This is a genomic window from Pseudomonas sp. GW458-11-26-14-LB4, assembly GCF_059423925.1.
On record NZ_JBWKYU010000026.1, the window covers coordinates 1 to 15557 of the forward strand.

At 60.0% G+C, this 15557-nt stretch carries 15 protein-coding genes and 1 pseudogene; 11 read left to right on the top strand and 5 right to left on the bottom strand.

The window, feature by feature from the left end; translation table 11 throughout:
* A pseudogene (locus AC07XZ_RS26100) lies at window positions 1-182 on the top strand (hypothetical protein); the annotation flags it as partial.
* Window positions 183-396: 214 nt separating this feature from the next.
* Here the strand turns inward: AC07XZ_RS26100 and AC07XZ_RS26105 are convergent.
* Both AC07XZ_RS26105 and AC07XZ_RS26110 read right to left on the bottom strand, forming a co-directional pair.
* Entirely contained in the window at window positions 397-1617 is a 1221-nt protein-coding gene (locus tag AC07XZ_RS26105; protein ID WP_102688256.1) for a CaiB/BaiF CoA transferase family protein, read from the bottom strand.
* 13 nt (window positions 1618-1630) lie between these two features.
* Window positions 1631-2812, bottom strand: coding sequence for an acyl-CoA dehydrogenase (locus AC07XZ_RS26110; RefSeq protein ID WP_064379316.1), 1182 nt, complete (start codon window positions 2810-2812; stop codon window positions 1631-1633).
* Between the two features lie 158 nt (window positions 2813-2970).
* Between AC07XZ_RS26110 and AC07XZ_RS26115 the strand changes: the two genes are divergently transcribed.
* The 10 genes from AC07XZ_RS26115 (at window position 2971) to AC07XZ_RS26160 (ending at window position 12811) form a co-directional block, all read left to right on the top strand.
* Window positions 2971-3870 carry a LysR family transcriptional regulator gene (locus AC07XZ_RS26115; protein WP_102688255.1) on the top strand — a complete coding sequence of 300 codons (900 nt, stop codon included), beginning with the start codon at window positions 2971-2973 and terminating at the stop codon, window positions 3868-3870.
* Window positions 3871-4304: 434 nt separating this feature from the next.
* The gene (locus AC07XZ_RS26120; RefSeq protein ID WP_011331831.1) at window positions 4305-5426 is read left to right on the top strand and encodes a Re/Si-specific NAD(P)(+) transhydrogenase subunit alpha; all 1122 of its coding nucleotides are present in this window, start codon (window positions 4305-4307) and stop codon (window positions 5424-5426) included.
* Window positions 5427-5441: 15 nt separating this feature from the next.
* Window positions 5442-5762, top strand: coding sequence for an NAD(P) transhydrogenase subunit alpha part 2 (locus tag AC07XZ_RS26125; protein ID WP_003220416.1), 321 nt, complete (start codon window positions 5442-5444; stop codon window positions 5760-5762).
* Complete coding sequence (locus tag AC07XZ_RS26130; protein WP_085613551.1) at window positions 5762-7195, top strand: NAD(P)(+) transhydrogenase (Re/Si-specific) subunit beta; 1434 nt, start codon at window positions 5762-5764, stop codon at window positions 7193-7195. Before AC07XZ_RS26125 ends, AC07XZ_RS26130 begins: the two co-directional genes overlap by 1 nt.
* Window positions 7196-7409: 214 nt before the next feature.
* Window positions 7410-8903: a succinyl-CoA:acetate CoA-transferase ScpC gene (gene scpC, locus AC07XZ_RS26135; protein WP_064592552.1), complete on the top strand. Its 1494-nt coding sequence runs from the start codon at window positions 7410-7412 to the stop codon at window positions 8901-8903.
* A gap of 321 nt (window positions 8904-9224) precedes the next feature.
* Window positions 9225-9440, top strand: coding sequence for a DUF1127 domain-containing protein (locus AC07XZ_RS26140; protein WP_007911656.1), 216 nt, complete (start codon window positions 9225-9227; stop codon window positions 9438-9440).
* A 331-nt stretch (window positions 9441-9771) separates the two neighbouring features.
* Window positions 9772-10089, top strand: coding sequence for a DUF2388 domain-containing protein (locus AC07XZ_RS26145; protein WP_007953908.1), 318 nt, complete (start codon window positions 9772-9774; stop codon window positions 10087-10089).
* Between the two features lie 107 nt (window positions 10090-10196).
* Window positions 10197-10505, top strand: a complete 309-nt coding sequence (locus tag AC07XZ_RS26150) for a DUF2388 domain-containing protein (protein ID WP_085748070.1) — start codon at window positions 10197-10199, stop codon at window positions 10503-10505.
* Window positions 10506-10532: 27 nt separating this feature from the next.
* Complete coding sequence (locus AC07XZ_RS26155; RefSeq protein ID WP_039764795.1) at window positions 10533-10853, top strand: DUF2388 domain-containing protein; 321 nt, start codon at window positions 10533-10535, stop codon at window positions 10851-10853.
* Entirely contained in the window at window positions 10850-12811 is a 1962-nt protein-coding gene (locus AC07XZ_RS26160; RefSeq protein WP_102688254.1) for a DUF7844 domain-containing protein, read from the top strand. Before AC07XZ_RS26155 ends, AC07XZ_RS26160 begins: the two co-directional genes overlap by 4 nt.
* Before the next feature lie 69 nt (window positions 12812-12880).
* Here AC07XZ_RS26160 and AC07XZ_RS26165 read toward each other — a convergent pair whose 3' ends face one another.
* The 3 genes from AC07XZ_RS26165 to trpB all read right to left on the bottom strand — a co-directional run bounded on the left by AC07XZ_RS26165 (window position 12881) and on the right by trpB (window position 15506).
* Entirely contained in the window at window positions 12881-13324 is a 444-nt protein-coding gene (locus tag AC07XZ_RS26165; RefSeq protein WP_007953914.1) for an anti-virulence regulator CigR family protein, read from the bottom strand.
* A 122-nt stretch (window positions 13325-13446) separates the two neighbouring features.
* Window positions 13447-14259, bottom strand: coding sequence for a tryptophan synthase subunit alpha (trpA, locus tag AC07XZ_RS26170; protein ID WP_007953915.1), 813 nt, complete (start codon window positions 14257-14259; stop codon window positions 13447-13449).
* Window positions 14259-15506, bottom strand: a complete 1248-nt coding sequence (trpB, locus tag AC07XZ_RS26175; protein ID WP_102688253.1) for a tryptophan synthase subunit beta — start codon at window positions 15504-15506, stop codon at window positions 14259-14261. Before trpB ends, trpA begins: the two co-directional genes overlap by 1 nt.
* Window positions 15507-15557: the final 51 nt, after the last annotated feature.

A 15557-nucleotide genomic window follows, 5' to 3' on the forward strand; every position in this document is an offset into this window, starting at 1 on the left:
AGATTTCTTCAACAACTTCAACCACTTGCGCTTCCGATCTCTCGTTAGCGGGAGGCGAATTTTACAGCGTTACACGCTGCTGTCAACACCTCTTTTTCTCCGCTTTCGACCGAGAAGATCGAACCGTTGAAAGCGCCGAACAAGTCGACATTTCCAACTGCTTCCAGGCTTCGATGAACTGAAGCGACCCGCCTTCGAAAACTACTTAACTCATTGAATCTCAAGGAGTTTTCCGTTTCGTCTGCGCCGGAAGTGGGGCGAATTATAGAGACTCAGGATCTGCCGTCAACCCTTAATTTCGCTTTTCTTTCAATAACTTGCGGATAGGCCAAAAAACATCCAATTCCCTCTATATAGAAAAGGATTCAGCACCCCTTCTATATAGAGAGAGAACCATCAGAGCACTCCATCCTCTTTCATCGCAGCCACTGCTCCAGCCCCAAGACCCAGCACCCGCTGCAAAACGTCCAAGGTGTGTTCGCCCAACAAAGGAGGCGCAAGGCGATACTCGACAGGCGTCCGCGACAACCGGATCGGGCTGGCCACCTGCGGCACCATCCCCGCCAGCGCGTGAGGCAGCTCAATCGCCAACCCGCGAGACTTCACCTGCGGATCCTCGAATACCTGTGACAGATCATTGATCGGCCCACACGGCACACCTGCCTGCTCCAACTGAGCCACCCACTCTGCAGTTGTCTTGAATACAGTAGCCTGACGAATCAGCGGAATCAGCACCGCACGGTTCGCCACCCGCAGCTTATTAGTCGCGAAACGCGGATCGTCCGCCCACTGGGGCTGCCCCGCCACTTCGGCAAATTTGCGGAACTGCCCGTCATTGCCCACGGTAAGAATGAAGTCGCCATCGGCCGTAGGAAAATCCTGGTACGGCACGATATTCGGGTGCGCATTCCCTAGCCGCTTTGGCGCATTGCCCGTCGTCAGGTAATTCATCGCCTGGTTAGCCAGACAAGCCACCTGCACATCCAGCAACGCCATATCGATATGCTGCCCGCCGCCATCGTGATCACGGTGAGCCAATGCCGCCAGAATCGCCACGGTCGAATACAACCCCGTCAGGATATCCGTAAGCGCCACACCCACCTTCACCGGCCCGGCACCTTCATCACCCTCAGGTCGCCCGGTCAGACTCATCAGCCCGCCAAGCCCCTGGATCATGAAGTCATAACCCGCACGCTTGGCATACGGTCCGGTCTGACCAAAACCGGTGATCGAGCAATAGATCAGATCCGGATTGATCGCCTTCAGCGACTCGTAATCCAAGCCATACGCCGCCAGACCACCCACCTTGAAGTTTTCGATCAGGATGTCGGACTTGGCTGCCAGCTCCCGAACGAGCTTCTGGCCCTCGGGACGCGTAAAGTCGATCGTCACCGATTGCTTGTTGCGATTGGCCGACAGGTAATAAGCCGCCTCGCTAGTGTTCTCGCCATAAGCGTCCTTCAGGAAGGGCGGCCCCCAGGCGCGAGTGTCGTCACCATTGCCCGGGCGCTCGACCTTGATCACTTCCGCCCCAAGGTCAGCAAGAATTTGCCCGGCCCATGGGCCGGCCAGCACTCGCGATAAATCCAGTACCCGCAGATGCGACAGCGCGCCCATGGTCGCTCTCCTATTAATAGAACGCCTGCAGGCCGGTCTGCGCACGACCGAGGATCAGCGCGTGAACGTCGTGAGTGCCTTCATAGGTATTCACCACTTCCAGGTTGACCAGGTGACGGGCCACGCCGAATTCATCGGATATCCCGTTGCCGCCCAACATGTCACGCGCCATGCGGGCGATCTCGAGAGACTTGCCGCAAGAGTTGCGCTTCATGATCGAAGTGATTTCAACCGCAGCAGTGCCTTCGTCCTTCATGCGGCCCAGACGCAGACAGCCTTGCAGTGCCAAAGTGATCTCGGTCTGCATGTCAGCCAGCTTCTTCTGGATCAACTGAGTGGCGGCCAGCGGACGACCGAACTGTTGACGATCCAAGGTGTACTGGCGAGCGGTGTGCCAGCAGAACTCGGCAGCACCCAACGCGCCCCAAGAGATGCCATAACGTGCGGAGTTGAGGCAGGTGAACGGACCTTTCAGACCGCGCACGTCTGGGAATATGTTCTCTTCCGGCACGAACACGTTGTCCATGACGATTTCGCCGGTGATCGAAGCGCGCAGACCGACCTTGCCATGAATCGCCGGAGCGCTCAGACCTTTCCAGCCCTTCTCCAGAACGAAACCACGGATGTCGCCCGCATCGTCCTTGGCCCAGACCACGAACACATCGGCGATCGGGCTGTTGGTGATCCACATCTTGGCGCCGGTCAGGCTGTAGCCGCCTTCCACTTTGCGTGCACGCGTAATCATCGCGCCCGGGTCGGAACCGTGGTTCGGCTCGGTCAGACCGAAGCAGCCAATCCACTCGCCGGAAGCCAGCTTCGGCAGGTACTTCTGTTTCTGTGCTTCGGTACCGAATTCGTTGATCGGCACCATCACCAGCGAAGACTGCACGCTCATCATCGAACGGTAGCCAGAATCGACACGCTCGACTTCACGAGCGATCAGGCCATAGCTGACGTAGTTGAGGCCGCTGCCACCGTACTGCTCGGGGATGGTCGCGCCCAACAGGCCGACCTCACCCATTTCACGGAAGATCGCCGGGTCAGTCTTTTCATGGCGGAAGGCTTCGAGCACGCGCGGCGCGAGGCTCTGCTGGGCGAATTGCTCGGCAGTGTCGCGGATCATGCGTTCTTCTTCAGTCAGCTGTTGATCCAGCAGCAGTGGATCGATCCAGTTGAAGCTAGCTTTACCGCCCATGAGTGAGTCCTCGCAAATCGGGTGAATTAACGTGGCATTGATCCTAGGCGCGCTTCCCCATCCCGGCAAACGAGGATTTCGCATCCTGTTGTGCTAATTTCTCACTCCGAAACGTCGCGAGATGCCGATTAAGCGATGTATTAGTGAGGTTGACGTACATGCGCCGCAAGATACCCAGCACCACCGCCCTGATCAGCTTCGAGGCTGCTGCCCGTCACGAGAGCTTTACCAAGGCCGCTGAAGAACTTTCCCTCACCCAGGGCGCCATTTGCCGACAGATCGCCAGCCTGGAGGACTTCCTCAGCGTCGAACTCTTCCGACGCTCGCGTCGCGGGGTGAAGCTGACAGAAGCGGGCCTTTCCTACAGTCGTCGGGTCGCCACCCAACTCGACGCCGTTGAGCGCGACACCCTGTCGGTGATGGGTCAGCAAGGCACCAATGTGATTGAGCTCGCCGTGGTGCCCACCTTCGGCACGCAATGGCTGTTGCCAAGACTGAAGGACTTCCAGCTCAAACATCCGGAAGTGACGGTCAACCTGACCAACCGCACCCGCCCGTTCCTATTTGCCGATACCGACTTCGATGCCGCCATTTACTTTGGCGATGCCGACTGGTCCGGTACCGAATCCCACAGGCTGATGGGCGAGAATCCGATGCCTGTATGCAGTCCCGTCCTGCTCGGCAACAAGACGCATCTGACACCTGAAGAAATCGCCGATCTGCCGCTGCTCCAGCAAACCACCCGCCCCTACGCCTGGCGACAGTGGTTCAACTCGCAGCACCTGAACATCCCCCGCGACATGACAGGTCCGCGCTACGAGCTATTCTCCATGCTGGCCCAGGCGGCCATGCATGACATGGGTATCGCGCTGATCCCACCATTCCTCATTCAGCGCGAACTGGCCGAGAAACGCTTGGTGATTGCCAACCCGAACGCGCTCTCCAGCATCAAGGCGTATTACCTGATGATTCCGGAGCGAAAGGTCGAATCCGCGTCACTCAAGGCTTTTCGCGACTGGCTGGTGAACCAAGCACACAGCTACAACCTAGAAGGCTAAAGGGTTTCAGCGATTGCTAACCCCGTAGTCAGGAAAATTAAAGCCCTACAGATATAACTATTTGTCGCAAATCGACAGACTGTATCCGAAAGTCGTACAGACGTCCCACAAGCGCCTGACGACGTGGCTTTGAGCCCCCATTCACGACTCATTGCGGCCTATTCACGTCACCGATGAGAAAAATCTTCAAATTCATCCAGAATCCTTGAAAGGCACGGCCTGCAAGGGATTCAACTGGCCATCTGCGACATTCGGTCACGGGATGACTTGTAGTTAATTTTCCGTCACCCGTCATAACCCCTTGAAGGGCATAAACTTCGCCTGCAAAATGCCGCGCCCCGCCCTGATTTGGCGGGATCGTGCTGATCGGCCGCCCCAGTCGCACCATCCGTAGTGCATGGGTTTACTCAATAAGATCACGCAGGAGATTTGACGTGCACATTGGTGTTCCTCTCGAAACCCAGACCGGTGAAACACGGGTTGCTGCAACCCCGGAAACCATTAAAAAGCTGATCAGCCAAGGTCATAAGGTCACTGTGCAAACCGGCGCCGGCGTTAAAGCCAGCGTTGTCGACAGTGCCTATGAAGCGGCAGGCGCAACCATTGGCAGTGCCAATGACGCGTTTGGCGCCGAGCTGATTCTCAAAGTGGTCGCGCCAAGCGATGCCGAACTGACGCTGATCAAGCGCGGAACGGTGCTGGTGGGCATGCTCAACCCGTTCAACAACGACACCATCGCGAAGATGGCCGAGTGCGGGATTACCGCGTTCGCCCTGGAAGCGGCACCACGTACCTCCCGGGCCCAGAGTCTCGACGTGCTGTCGTCCCAGGCGAATATTGCCGGCTATAAGGCCGTGCTGCTGGCCGCTCACTACTATCCGCGCTTCATGCCGATGCTGATGACCGCTGCGGGCACCGTGAAAGCGGCGCGCGTGCTGATTCTGGGGGCCGGTGTGGCCGGGTTGCAGGCGATTGCCACGGCGAAACGTCTGGGTGCCGTCATCGAAGCGTCCGACGTACGTCCGGCCGTGAAGGAACAGATCGAGTCCCTCGGCGCCAAGTTCGTCGACGTGCCTTACGAGACCGATGAAGAACGCGAATGCGCGGTCGGCGTCGGCGGTTACGCACGCCCGATGCCGGCGAGCTGGATGCAGCGTCAGGCCCAGGCCGTGCACGAGCGCGCCAAGCAGGCTGACATCGTCATCACCACCGCACTGATTCCGGGCCGCAAGGCACCGACGCTGCTGAGCGCAGACACCGTGGCGCAGATGAAACCCGGCTCGGTGGTCATCGACCTCGCGGCCGCTCAGGGTGGCAACTGCCCGCTGACCGTGGCCGATCAGGTCGTGATCGAGAACGGCGTGACCATCGTCGGCCCGACCAACCTTGCCGGTGAAGTCGCCGCAGATGCCTCGGCGCTGTACGCACGCAACCTGCTGGACTTCCTGAAGCTGGTCTTCACCAAAGAAGGCCAGTTCGAAGTGAACCTCGAAGACGACATCGTCGCCGCGTGCCTGATGTGCCGCGACGGCCAAGTCATCCGCAAAAACGCCTAAGCAGGGATTCAGACGATGGAAGAGCTTATCTCCCCCGGTATCTACAACCTGATCATCTTCGTGCTGGCGATTTATGTCGGTTACCACGTGGTCTGGAACGTTACACCCGCGCTGCACACGCCTTTGATGGCAGTGACCAACGCCATTTCGGCGATCGTGATCGTCGGCGCCATGCTCGCGGCCGCACTGACCGTCACCCCGCTGGGCAAGACCATGGGCACCCTCGCCGTGGCACTGGCCGCGGTCAACGTCTTCGGTGGCTTCCTGGTCACCCGCCGCATGCTTGAGATGTTCAAGAAGAAAGCCCCGAAAGCAAAAGAAGAGGCGCCTAAGTAATGAGCATGAACCTCGTCACGACGCTCTACCTGATCGCGTCGATCTGCTTCATCCAGGCCCTCAAGGGCCTGTCGCACCCGACCACGTCGCGCCGCGGCAACCTGTTCGGCATGCTCGGCATGGCGCTGGCAATCATCACCACTGTCGGCCTCATCTATAAGCTGGGCGCTGAGCTGGCCACCGCCGGTATTGGCTATGTGATCGTCGGCCTGCTGATCGGCGGCACCGCCGGTTCGATCATGGCCAAGCGCGTTGAAATGACCAAGATGCCGGAACTGGTTGCGTTCATGCACAGCATGATCGGTCTGGCAGCGGTATTCATCGCCATTGCTGCGGTGGTCGAGCCGCAGTCGCTGGGCATCGTCAAGCAACTGGGCGACTCGATCCCGGCGGGTAACCGTCTGGAGCTGTTCCTCGGCGCAGCCATCGGTGCAATCACCTTCTCCGGTTCGGTGATCGCCTTCGGCAAGCTGTCGGGCAAGTACAAGTTCCGTCTGTTCCAGGGTGCACCGGTACAGTTCAGCGGTCAGCACAAGCTGAACGCGGTACTGGGTCTGGCAACGCTGATCCTCGGCGTCACCTTCATGCTGACCGGCAACCTCGCCGCGTTCGCACTGATGCTGGCCCTGGCGTTCGTCATGGGCGTGCTGATCATCATCCCGATCGGCGGCGCCGACATGCCGGTGGTGGTGTCGATGCTCAACAGCTATTCCGGCTGGGCGGCGGCAGGTATCGGCTTCTCGCTGAACAACTCGATGCTGATCATTGCCGGCTCGCTGGTGGGTTCGAGCGGTGCGATCCTCTCGTACATCATGTGCAAGGCGATGAACCGTTCCTTCTTTAATGTACTGCTCGGCGGTTTCGGCAATACAGCAGACGCCGGTCCTGCCGGTGAGAAGGAAGCCCGCCCGGTGAAATCCGGTTCGGCTGACGACGCGACCTTCCTGCTGACCAACGCTGACACCGTGATCATTGTTCCGGGTTACGGCCTTGCGGTGGCCCGTGCACAGCACGCCCTGAAAGAGCTGACCGAGAAGCTGACCCACCACGGCGTGACCGTGAAGTACGCGATCCACCCGGTGGCCGGTCGGATGCCTGGGCACATGAACGTACTGCTGGCCGAGGCCGAAGTGCCGTACGACCAGGTGTTCGAGATGGAAGACATCAACTCCGAGTTCGGCCAGGCCGACGTGGTGCTGGTGCTCGGCGCCAACGACGTGGTCAACCCGGCCGCCAAGAACGATCCGAAATCGCCGATTGCCGGCATGCCGATCCTCGAAGCGTTCAAGGCCAAGACCATCATCGTCAACAAGCGCTCGATGGCCAGCGGCTATGCCGGTCTGGACAACGAACTGTTCTACCTGGACAAGACCATGATGGTCTTCGGCGACGCGAAGAAAGTCATCGAAGACATGGTCAAAGCGGTCGAGTAACCCTCGCCGGCAACACCAAACGCCCCGACTTGTCGGGGCGTTTTTGTTTGCGCAAAACGTCGGACAATTTGCCGCGTTGTTGCAGATCCAGTAACGGTGTTTTACTTGAAACCCGCTAAATAGACGCCTCGTTTGCGACCTTGGTAGCGGGACAGGCGCTCGCGAAATTCACTAGACTGCGCATCCTGCTACTCGCTGCCCGAGAAAATAATCCATGTACCGTGACCGTATTCGCCTGCCTTCGTTGTTGGATAAAGTGATGAGCGCCGCCGACGCCGCTGCGCTGATTGAGGACGGCATGACCGTCGGCATGAGCGGCTTCACCCGCGCCGGCGAAGCCAAGGCCGTGCCCCATGCGCTGGCCGAGCGAGCCAAGGTCACGCCGCTGAAGATCAGCCTGATGACCGGTGCCAGCCTGGGCAACGACCTCGACAAGCAACTGACCGAAGCCGGCGTCCTTTCCCGGCGCATGCCGTTCCAGGTCGACAGCACCCTGCGCAAGGCGATCAACGCCGGCGAAGTGATGTTCATCGACCAGCACCTGTCGGAAACCGTCGAGCAACTGCGCAACCAGCAGCTGAAGCTGCCGGACATCGCCGTGATCGAAGCCGTGGCCATCACCGAACAGGGCCACATCGTGCCGACCACTTCGGTGGGTAACTCGGCGAGCTTCGCGATCTTCGCCAAACACGTGATCGTCGAGATCAATCTGGCACACAACGCCAACCTCGAAGGTCTGCACGACATCTATATCCCGACCTATCGCCCGACCCGCACGCCGATTCCGCTGGTAAAGGTCGACGACCGCATCGGCAGCACCGCGATCCCGATCCCGCCGGAGAAAATCGTCGCCATCGTCATTACCCAGCAGTCGGACTCGCCGTCCACCGTGTCGTCGCCGGATGTCGATACCAAGGCCATCGCCGATCACCTGATCACCTTCCTCAAGCAGGAAGTCGATGCCGGGCGCATGACCAACAAGCTCGGCCCGTTGCAGGCCGGGATCGGCAACATCGCCAACGCGGTGATGTGCGGGCTGATCGACTCGCCGTTCGAAGACCTGACCATGTACTCCGAAGTGCTGCAGGACTCGACCTTCGACCTGATCGACGCCGGCAAGCTGAGCTTCGCCTCCGGCAGCTCGATCACCCTTTCGGAGCGGCGCAACAGCGACGTGTTCGGCAACCTGGAGAAGTACAAGGACAAACTGGTACTGCGCCCGCAAGAGATCTCCAACCACCCGGAAGTGGTGCGGCGTCTGGGCATCATCGGCATCAACACGGCCCTTGAGTTCGACATCTATGGCAACGTCAACTCCACCCACGTCTGCGGCACGCGGATGATGAACGGCATCGGCGGCTCGGGCGACTTCGCGCGCAACGCACACCTGGCGGTGTTCGTGACCAAGTCGATCGCCAAGGGCGGCGCGATTTCCAGCGTGGTGCCAATGGTCAGCCACGTCGACCATACCGAGCATGACGTCGACATCCTGGTGACCGAGGTGGGCCTGGCAGACCTGCGCGGCCTGGCGCCACGGGAACGCGCCCGGGTCATCATCGATAACTGTGTGCACCCGGATTTCCGCCAGGCGCTGAACGACTACTTCGACAAAGCCTGCGCCATTGGCGGCCACACCCCGCATATCCTGCGTGACGCCCTGAGCTGGCACATCAATCTGGAAGAAACCGGACGCATGCTGGCGGTGTAATCCGCACAGATTTACCGCTGGCGCAAACACAGTTTCGCCAGCGGGATTCTGAAATCCACCGCAGCCGTCAAAAACTGTACTGCTGTACCGGTCTTTTCCTACGGCTTTTGCCTACTCGAATCATCGAATTGGGTAAAAATGCACCAAATAAGCGCAGACAGGTACAGTTTGCGCGATTTTTACCCATACACCCTCTATAAACAGTTAACTGGTCACTCACAATACAGGTGAACTGTATCTAGAGAGTCTGGCCAAACGAGAGGATCATGGGCACCAGTTAAACCACTACCTAATCCCGCCACAAGCGGAAGGATGTCAACCATGGAACGTACACTCAGTTCCGAACTGTTCTTCGAAGACAAAGCTGTAAACACCCAGGCTTCCCTGCCTCTGCGCGTTATCGCCAACCTGATGCTGTGGCAGCGCCGCATCTCCAGCCGCCATCAACTGGCTCGTCTGGATTCGCGTCTGCTGGCTGACGCCGGGATTAGCGAAGCACAACGCTACGAAGAGCTGAGCAAGCCGTTCTGGCGCTAAGCAGCGTCGCTGGCTCTGGTCGCTAGACCCACCGCCAGCAACCCGAATTGAACACACAAGACCCGTCGCGGGAAAACCCGGGGTCTTGTCGTTTCAGGGGAGAAAAACCTGAATATCCAACCCGAAACACCGCATAGGTACAGTTTTATAAAAATAGATTAATGACAAGTACAGTTAAGCAAAATGTGTTCAGGCCAGCATCCTGACCACTGTGCGGATTCTCCACGGAGGCCTAATATCCATGCAGAACGTGGCGAATGCTGTGCGACTGGCGTCTGACCTTCAGACACCGAGCCACCTCTCAATACGGTTTATCCACAGGAGTTCTCCCATGTCCCGTCTTCGTCTGCTCAGCGCCGCCGCACTGCTGGCCGTCGCTGCCAACGCCAGCGCCACCAGCTTCATCGTGACCACCGACGCCGTGGTTGGCGCACTCAAGTCCTCTTCCGATGCCACCTCCGACGTCACCTCGTCCTTCCGTGACGACAAGATCGTGCTCGCCGCCCGTGACGACGCTGCCAGCTTCGTGGCCAGCGAAGGCGAGATCCGTGGCGTGAAACTGGAGAGCGCACTCGATCACATCCGTCATCAGGCTCCGCAACTGAACGCGACCGACGCACAGTTGGCCCAAGCCATCCTGACGATCTAAGCGACAGAAACATCGCGGGGCACGCCGGTCGTGTCCCGATGTTTCGGCACTGGCTCTAGTCCGGGCATTGCGTTAGCCTTGGGACTCGCCAACAGCTGCCGAGTCCCATGCGTTTTCTTACAAATCTGCTTATCCCTTCTGTACTAATCACCGCCTGCTGGGTTCCTCTGGCAGACGCCTTCGATGTGTCCACACAGAACACCGTGGTCAGCGTCTGGGCCACCGGCATGGTGTCTTCCGCGCCATTCGACCGTAAACTGATCATCGCCGCGCACGACGATGCTGCAGCGTTCGTTGCCAGTGACGGCCAGATGCGCGGTGCACAGCTCGAATCCGCCCTGCATTACCTGCGCAAGAGCCGGCCAAAACTTCATGTCAGCGACCTTGAACTGGCACAGGCAATTCTCGTCCAATAGTCATCCCTGTCTTTTCGGAGTCGTTCCATGCGTAGCCCGCTGATTGCTGCCGCCCTTGGCCTGCTGTTGTTGGCCGATATGGCCCAGGCACACACCCTGGTAGCCACCAGTAACATCATCGTCCGCGCCTCCCAGCGCACCATCGATTTCACCTCCGACACCACTACGTCGATTCGCGATTCGAAAATCATCCGCGAAGCCCACGACGACGCCGCCAGTTTCGTGGCCAGCGACGGTGATATCCGTGGTGCAAACCTGGAAGCGGCCTTCAAGACCTTGCGCACCCGCGTGCCGGAAGCCCGCGATGCCAGCGATCAGGTACTCGCCGAAGCCATCCTCGCACTGTGAAGTCACTCGGCGCCTGGCTGCTGGCCGGGGCGTTGTTGCTGCTTGGCAACAGCGCCCACGCCGGCCTGCAATTGCGGCTCAAGACCGACGGCCTGAGCCCCGCCCAACAACAGTCCAGCCAGGCGCTGCTCGATGAAGCCATGCAAGCATTGCCACCGAGCTTCATCGAACGCCTGGACCGGCGCATCGATGTCGGCTGGACCGATGACATGCCCGGCAACGCCTACGGCCAGGCGACACTCGTCTCCGAGCTGGACCTGAACCGCAAACTGCTCGCCAGCCTCACCGACGGCAGCGCGGCCACGCAAAAAACCAATCGCCCCCACGGCACCGTTCGCCGGGAACTGCTGGCCACGGTGCTGCACGAAATCACCCACATTTACGATCGCGCGCGCTTGTGGCCGGCGGCCGAACGCACGCTGATCCAGCGCTGTACCCGACGCAACAACAGCGCCGGGCTGATCGGCATTCCCGATGAGTGCCGCGGCCAGAACGGTCGGCGCTTCACCCTCAGCGATGATCCACGCCTGCTCGACCTCGCCGGCTGGCAGCAATACGTCGGGCGACGGGGTGAGCGGGAACAGCACAACCGGCAGATCGCCCGCAGCCCCGACCTCTACGAAATCTCCAGCCCGAAAGAGTTTGTCGCGGTCAACATGGAGTATTTCCTCCTCGACCCGAGCTATGCCTGCCGCCGCCCGGCGCTGTATCGCTATTACCAGGAACACTTCGGCTGGGCACCGCCCGCGAAAGATGAGTGCGCCAAAACCTTCGCTTTCCTCAATGCCGGCAACGACTTTGCCAAACAGCCCCTGGGCCAGGTCGATCCGGAGCGGGTGTACGCGGTGGATTATTTGCTGGCCGAAGCCAACCAGAACTGGGTCAGCCGCTGGGGTCACAGCATGTTGCGTCTGGTGATCTGTGCACCGGGGCGGCCACGCGGGCCTGACTGCCGACTGGATCTGGACCAGCATCTGGTGCTCTCATACCGCGCCTTCGTCGGTGACGTACAGCTGTCGAGCTGGGACGGACTGGTCGGCAAATACCCGTCGCGCCTATTTGTGTTGCCGCTGGCGCAGGTGATCGACGAGTACACCAAGACCGAACTGCGCAGCCTGGCGTCGGTGCCGCTGAATCTCTCGCGCAGCGAAATCGAGGGCGTGGTCGAACACGCCGCCGAAATGCACTGGAGCTACGACGGCAATTACTTCTTCCTCTCCAACAACTGTGCGGTGGAAGGCCTGAAACTGTTGCGCAGCGGCAGCAACAACGCCCGGCTCACCGGCCTCGACAGCATCATGCCCAACGGCTTGCTGGAGGTGCTGAAGGGGCGAGGCCTGGCCGACACCAGCGTGCTCGATGATCCGAAAGAGGCGCTGCGCCTGGGTTATCGCTTCGACTCGTTCCGTGACCGTTATCAGGCGATGTTCGATGTCTTGAAAAAGCAATTGCCAATCAAGCAGGCAACCGTTGAAGAATGGCTTTCGCTGTCCGCCGAAGAACGTCGCCCATGGTTCGAACGGGCTGACCTGCGCACCAGCGCCGCGCTGTTGTTGCTGGAGCAAGCCAGTTTCCGCCGCCAATTGCTGTTGGCTCAGGATGAGGTCAAGCAACGCTACCTCGGCGCCCGTGAGCTGGAAAACGGTGGCATGGACAAGGCCAACGCGACGTTGCAGCAGATTCTCGCCAACAGCGGCTTTCTCAGCCGACCGGCAGAATTGCTCGACTCCCGAGGTTATGGCCTGCCGCAACCAAGCGAATTCAGCCGACTGGAAGCAGAAAGCAGCCAGCGCCAGAAACAATTGCTGGCCCTGACCGGCGATCTCGATAAGGAAGTACGCGCATTGCTCGAGCCCAAACGAGCAGCCGAAATTGCGGCCAGCGAGGCCAACGTGAAACAGATCGGCGAGCATCTGCGCAAACTGCACAAAGCCTCGGGCGGACTGGAACTGCCCTGAAAAAACACAGGCCCTGAAAACAAAAGACCGCAGCCGGTAAAGGCTGCGGTCTTTTTTATTGCCTGACGATCAGTACAGAACGCCATCCAGCACTTCGTAAACGACCCCGCTGCCCACCGCGATCAGCACGATGTCACCGCCAGCACGACGCCATTCATAACCCGGGTAATACGGCAGACGACTCAACGCCCGGTTATCCAGCCGCTCGCCGTAATAGCCATGGGGCAGCGGGCGGCCACGGACCAGATGAATGCCTGGAGGCGGCGGCGCACCGCGAACGAAATAGCCATGATTGTCACGGATCACCTGACGCACCGGGCCAAAATCCCGAGGCGGCGGGCCGCCGCGATGGTTGCTTTGCCAATCATGGTGATCGCCACCGCGATTGTCGTAGTGGCCCTGTTGCGGGCCGCCGTGGTCGTGATCGTCGCGCGGATCGGCGCTGGCCAGCAGCGGCGTCGCGCTGATCATCAGCACGCCCAGACTGGCAATCAGACGTTTCGGCATTTTCATCGGGTCTTTCCTCACTGCACTGACAGCAAAAAGGGATTCAGAACGTGGTTCTGAATCCCTCGGTCTTGCTCAATTAGTCTGTGCCGCGAGGCCCTAATTCCTCTGTATCAGGAACTTTACCTTCAGCTGACGCGAGCCTTACGCACGCCTTCGGACAGCGCCGAACACAGGCTCAGCACGCCGTCGATGGCCTGGTCCGGCGTGGTCGCGTTGGCGATGTGATCGATCAGCGCCGAGCCCACCACCACACCATCGGCCAGACGCGCGATGGACGCGGCCTGCTCCGGCGTGCGGATACCGAAACCGATGCTGATCGGCAGATCGGTATGACGACGCAGACGCGCCACCGCTTCCTCGACGTGTTCCAGAGTCGCCGCACCGGCACCGGTCACACCGGCAACCGACACGTAGTAAACGAAGCCGGAGCTGCCGTTCAACACTTTCGGCAGACGCGCATCATCGGTGGTCGGGGTGGTCAGGCGGATGAAGTCGATGCCCGCTGCCTGGGCCGGGTCGCACAGCTCCGAGTTGTGCTCCGGTGGCATGTCGACCACGATCAGGCCATCAACGCCGGCCTCTTTGGCTTCGGCGATGAAGCGCTCGACGCCGAACTTGTGGATCGGGTTGAAGTAACCCATCAGCACCAGCGGCGTGTCGCTGTTGTCCTTGCGGAACTCGCGAACCATTTGCAGGGTTTTGATCAGGTTCTGCTTGGCGCCCAAAGCACGGATGTTCGCCAGCTGAATCGCCGGGCCGTCGGCCATCGGGTCGGTGAACGGCATGCCCAGTTCGATCACGTCGGCACCGGCTTTCGGCAGGCCTTTGAGGATTGCCAGCGAGGTGTCGTAGTCCGGGTCGCCAGCAGTGACGAAGGTCACCAGGGCGGCGCGATTCTGTTCCTTGAGTTCGGCAAAACGGGTTTGCAGGCGGCTCATCAGTGTTTCTCCTGCTTCGATTGCTCTTGTTGAGAGTGTTCCATGTGGTGCATGACGGTCTGCATGTCTTTGTCGCCGCGGCCGGACAGGTTGACCACCATCAGGTGATCCTTCGGCAGTTTCGGTGCGCGTTTGAATACTTCGGCCAACGCATGAGCGCTTTCCAATGCAGGGATGATCCCCTCGAGGCGGCAGCATTTGTGGAACGCATCAAGGGCTTCGTCGTCGGTCACCGAGGTGTACTGGACGCGGCCGATGTCATGCAACCACGCGTGCTCAGGGCCGATGCCCGGATAGTCGAGGCCGGCGGAAATCGAGTGGGCGTCGATGATCTGGCCATCGTCGTCCTGCAGCAGGAAGGTACGGTTGCCGTGCAGCACACCCGGTACGCCGCCGTTGAGGCTGGCCGCGTGTTTGCCGGTCTCGATGCCGTAACCGGCGGCTTCGACGCCGATGATCTCGACGCTCTTGTCATCGAGGAACGGGTGGAACAGGCCCATGGCGTTGGAACCGCCACCGATGCACGCCACCAGGCTGTCCGGCAGACGACCTTCCTGAGCTTGCAACTGATCGCGGGTTTCCTTGCCGATCACCGCCTGGAAGTCGCGAACCATGGCTGGATAAGGGTGCGGGCCGGCCACGGTGCCGATCAGGTAAAAGGTGCTGTCGACGTTGGTCACCCAGTCACGCAGCGCTTCGTTCATCGCGTCTTTCAGGGTGCCGGTGCCGGCGACCACCGGGATCACCTCGGCGCCCAGCAGTTTCATGCGGAATACGTTCGCCTGCTGACGCTCGATGTCGGTGGTGCCCATGTAGATCACGCAGTCCAGACCGAAACGCGCAGCCACGGTGGCGGTAGCCACGCCGTGCATGCCGGCGCCGGTCTCGGCGATGATGCGTTTCTTGCCCATGCGCCGCGCCAGCAGGATCTGGCCGATGCAGTTGTTGATCTTGTGCGCGCCGGTGTGGTTCAGCTCTTCGCGCTTGAGGTAGATCTTGGCGCCACCGCAGAACTCGGTCAGGCGCTCGGCGAAATACAGCGGGCTCGGACGTCCGACGTAGTCGCGCTGGAAGTAGGCCAATTCTTCTTTGAACGCCGGATCTTCCTTGGCCGCTTCGTATTCACGAGCCAGGTCGAGGATCAACGGCATCAGGGTTTCGGCAACGTAACGGCCGCCGAACGAGCCAAACAGGCCGTTGGCGTCAGGGCCGTCACGCAGATCGGAGGTGTTCGAAGTCTGGGTCATGGTTCGCTCCAGCGGATTTCACGAGAAGACAATGGCGTTCACTCTACCCCT

Excerpts from the sequence above, each read along its gene's own strand:
- AC07XZ_RS26105 (WP_102688256.1), bottom strand. The coding sequence starts at position 1,617 with ATGGGCGCGCTGTCGCATCTGCGGGTACTGGATTTATCGCGAGTGCTG.
- AC07XZ_RS26110 (WP_064379316.1), bottom strand. The coding sequence starts at position 2,812 with ATGGGCGGTAAAGCTAGCTTCAACTGGATCGATCCACTGCTGCTGGAT.
- AC07XZ_RS26115 (WP_102688255.1), top strand. The coding sequence starts at position 2,971 with ATGCGCCGCAAGATACCCAGCACCACCGCCCTGATCAGCTTCGAGGCT.
- AC07XZ_RS26125 (WP_003220416.1), top strand. The coding sequence starts at position 5,442 with ATGGAAGAGCTTATCTCCCCCGGTATCTACAACCTGATCATCTTCGTG.
- AC07XZ_RS26130 (WP_085613551.1), top strand. The coding sequence starts at position 5,762 with ATGAGCATGAACCTCGTCACGACGCTCTACCTGATCGCGTCGATCTGC.
- scpC (WP_064592552.1), top strand. The coding sequence starts at position 7,410 with ATGTACCGTGACCGTATTCGCCTGCCTTCGTTGTTGGATAAAGTGATG.
- AC07XZ_RS26140 (WP_007911656.1), top strand. The coding sequence starts at position 9,225 with ATGGAACGTACACTCAGTTCCGAACTGTTCTTCGAAGACAAAGCTGTA.
- AC07XZ_RS26145 (WP_007953908.1), top strand. The coding sequence starts at position 9,772 with ATGTCCCGTCTTCGTCTGCTCAGCGCCGCCGCACTGCTGGCCGTCGCT.
- AC07XZ_RS26150 (WP_085748070.1), top strand. The coding sequence starts at position 10,197 with ATGCGTTTTCTTACAAATCTGCTTATCCCTTCTGTACTAATCACCGCC.
- AC07XZ_RS26155 (WP_039764795.1), top strand. The coding sequence starts at position 10,533 with ATGCGTAGCCCGCTGATTGCTGCCGCCCTTGGCCTGCTGTTGTTGGCC.
- AC07XZ_RS26165 (WP_007953914.1), bottom strand. The coding sequence starts at position 13,324 with ATGAAAATGCCGAAACGTCTGATTGCCAGTCTGGGCGTGCTGATGATC.
- trpA (WP_007953915.1), bottom strand. The coding sequence starts at position 14,259 with ATGAGCCGCCTGCAAACCCGTTTTGCCGAACTCAAGGAACAGAATCGC.
- trpB (WP_102688253.1), bottom strand. The coding sequence starts at position 15,506 with ATGACCCAGACTTCGAACACCTCCGATCTGCGTGACGGCCCTGACGCC.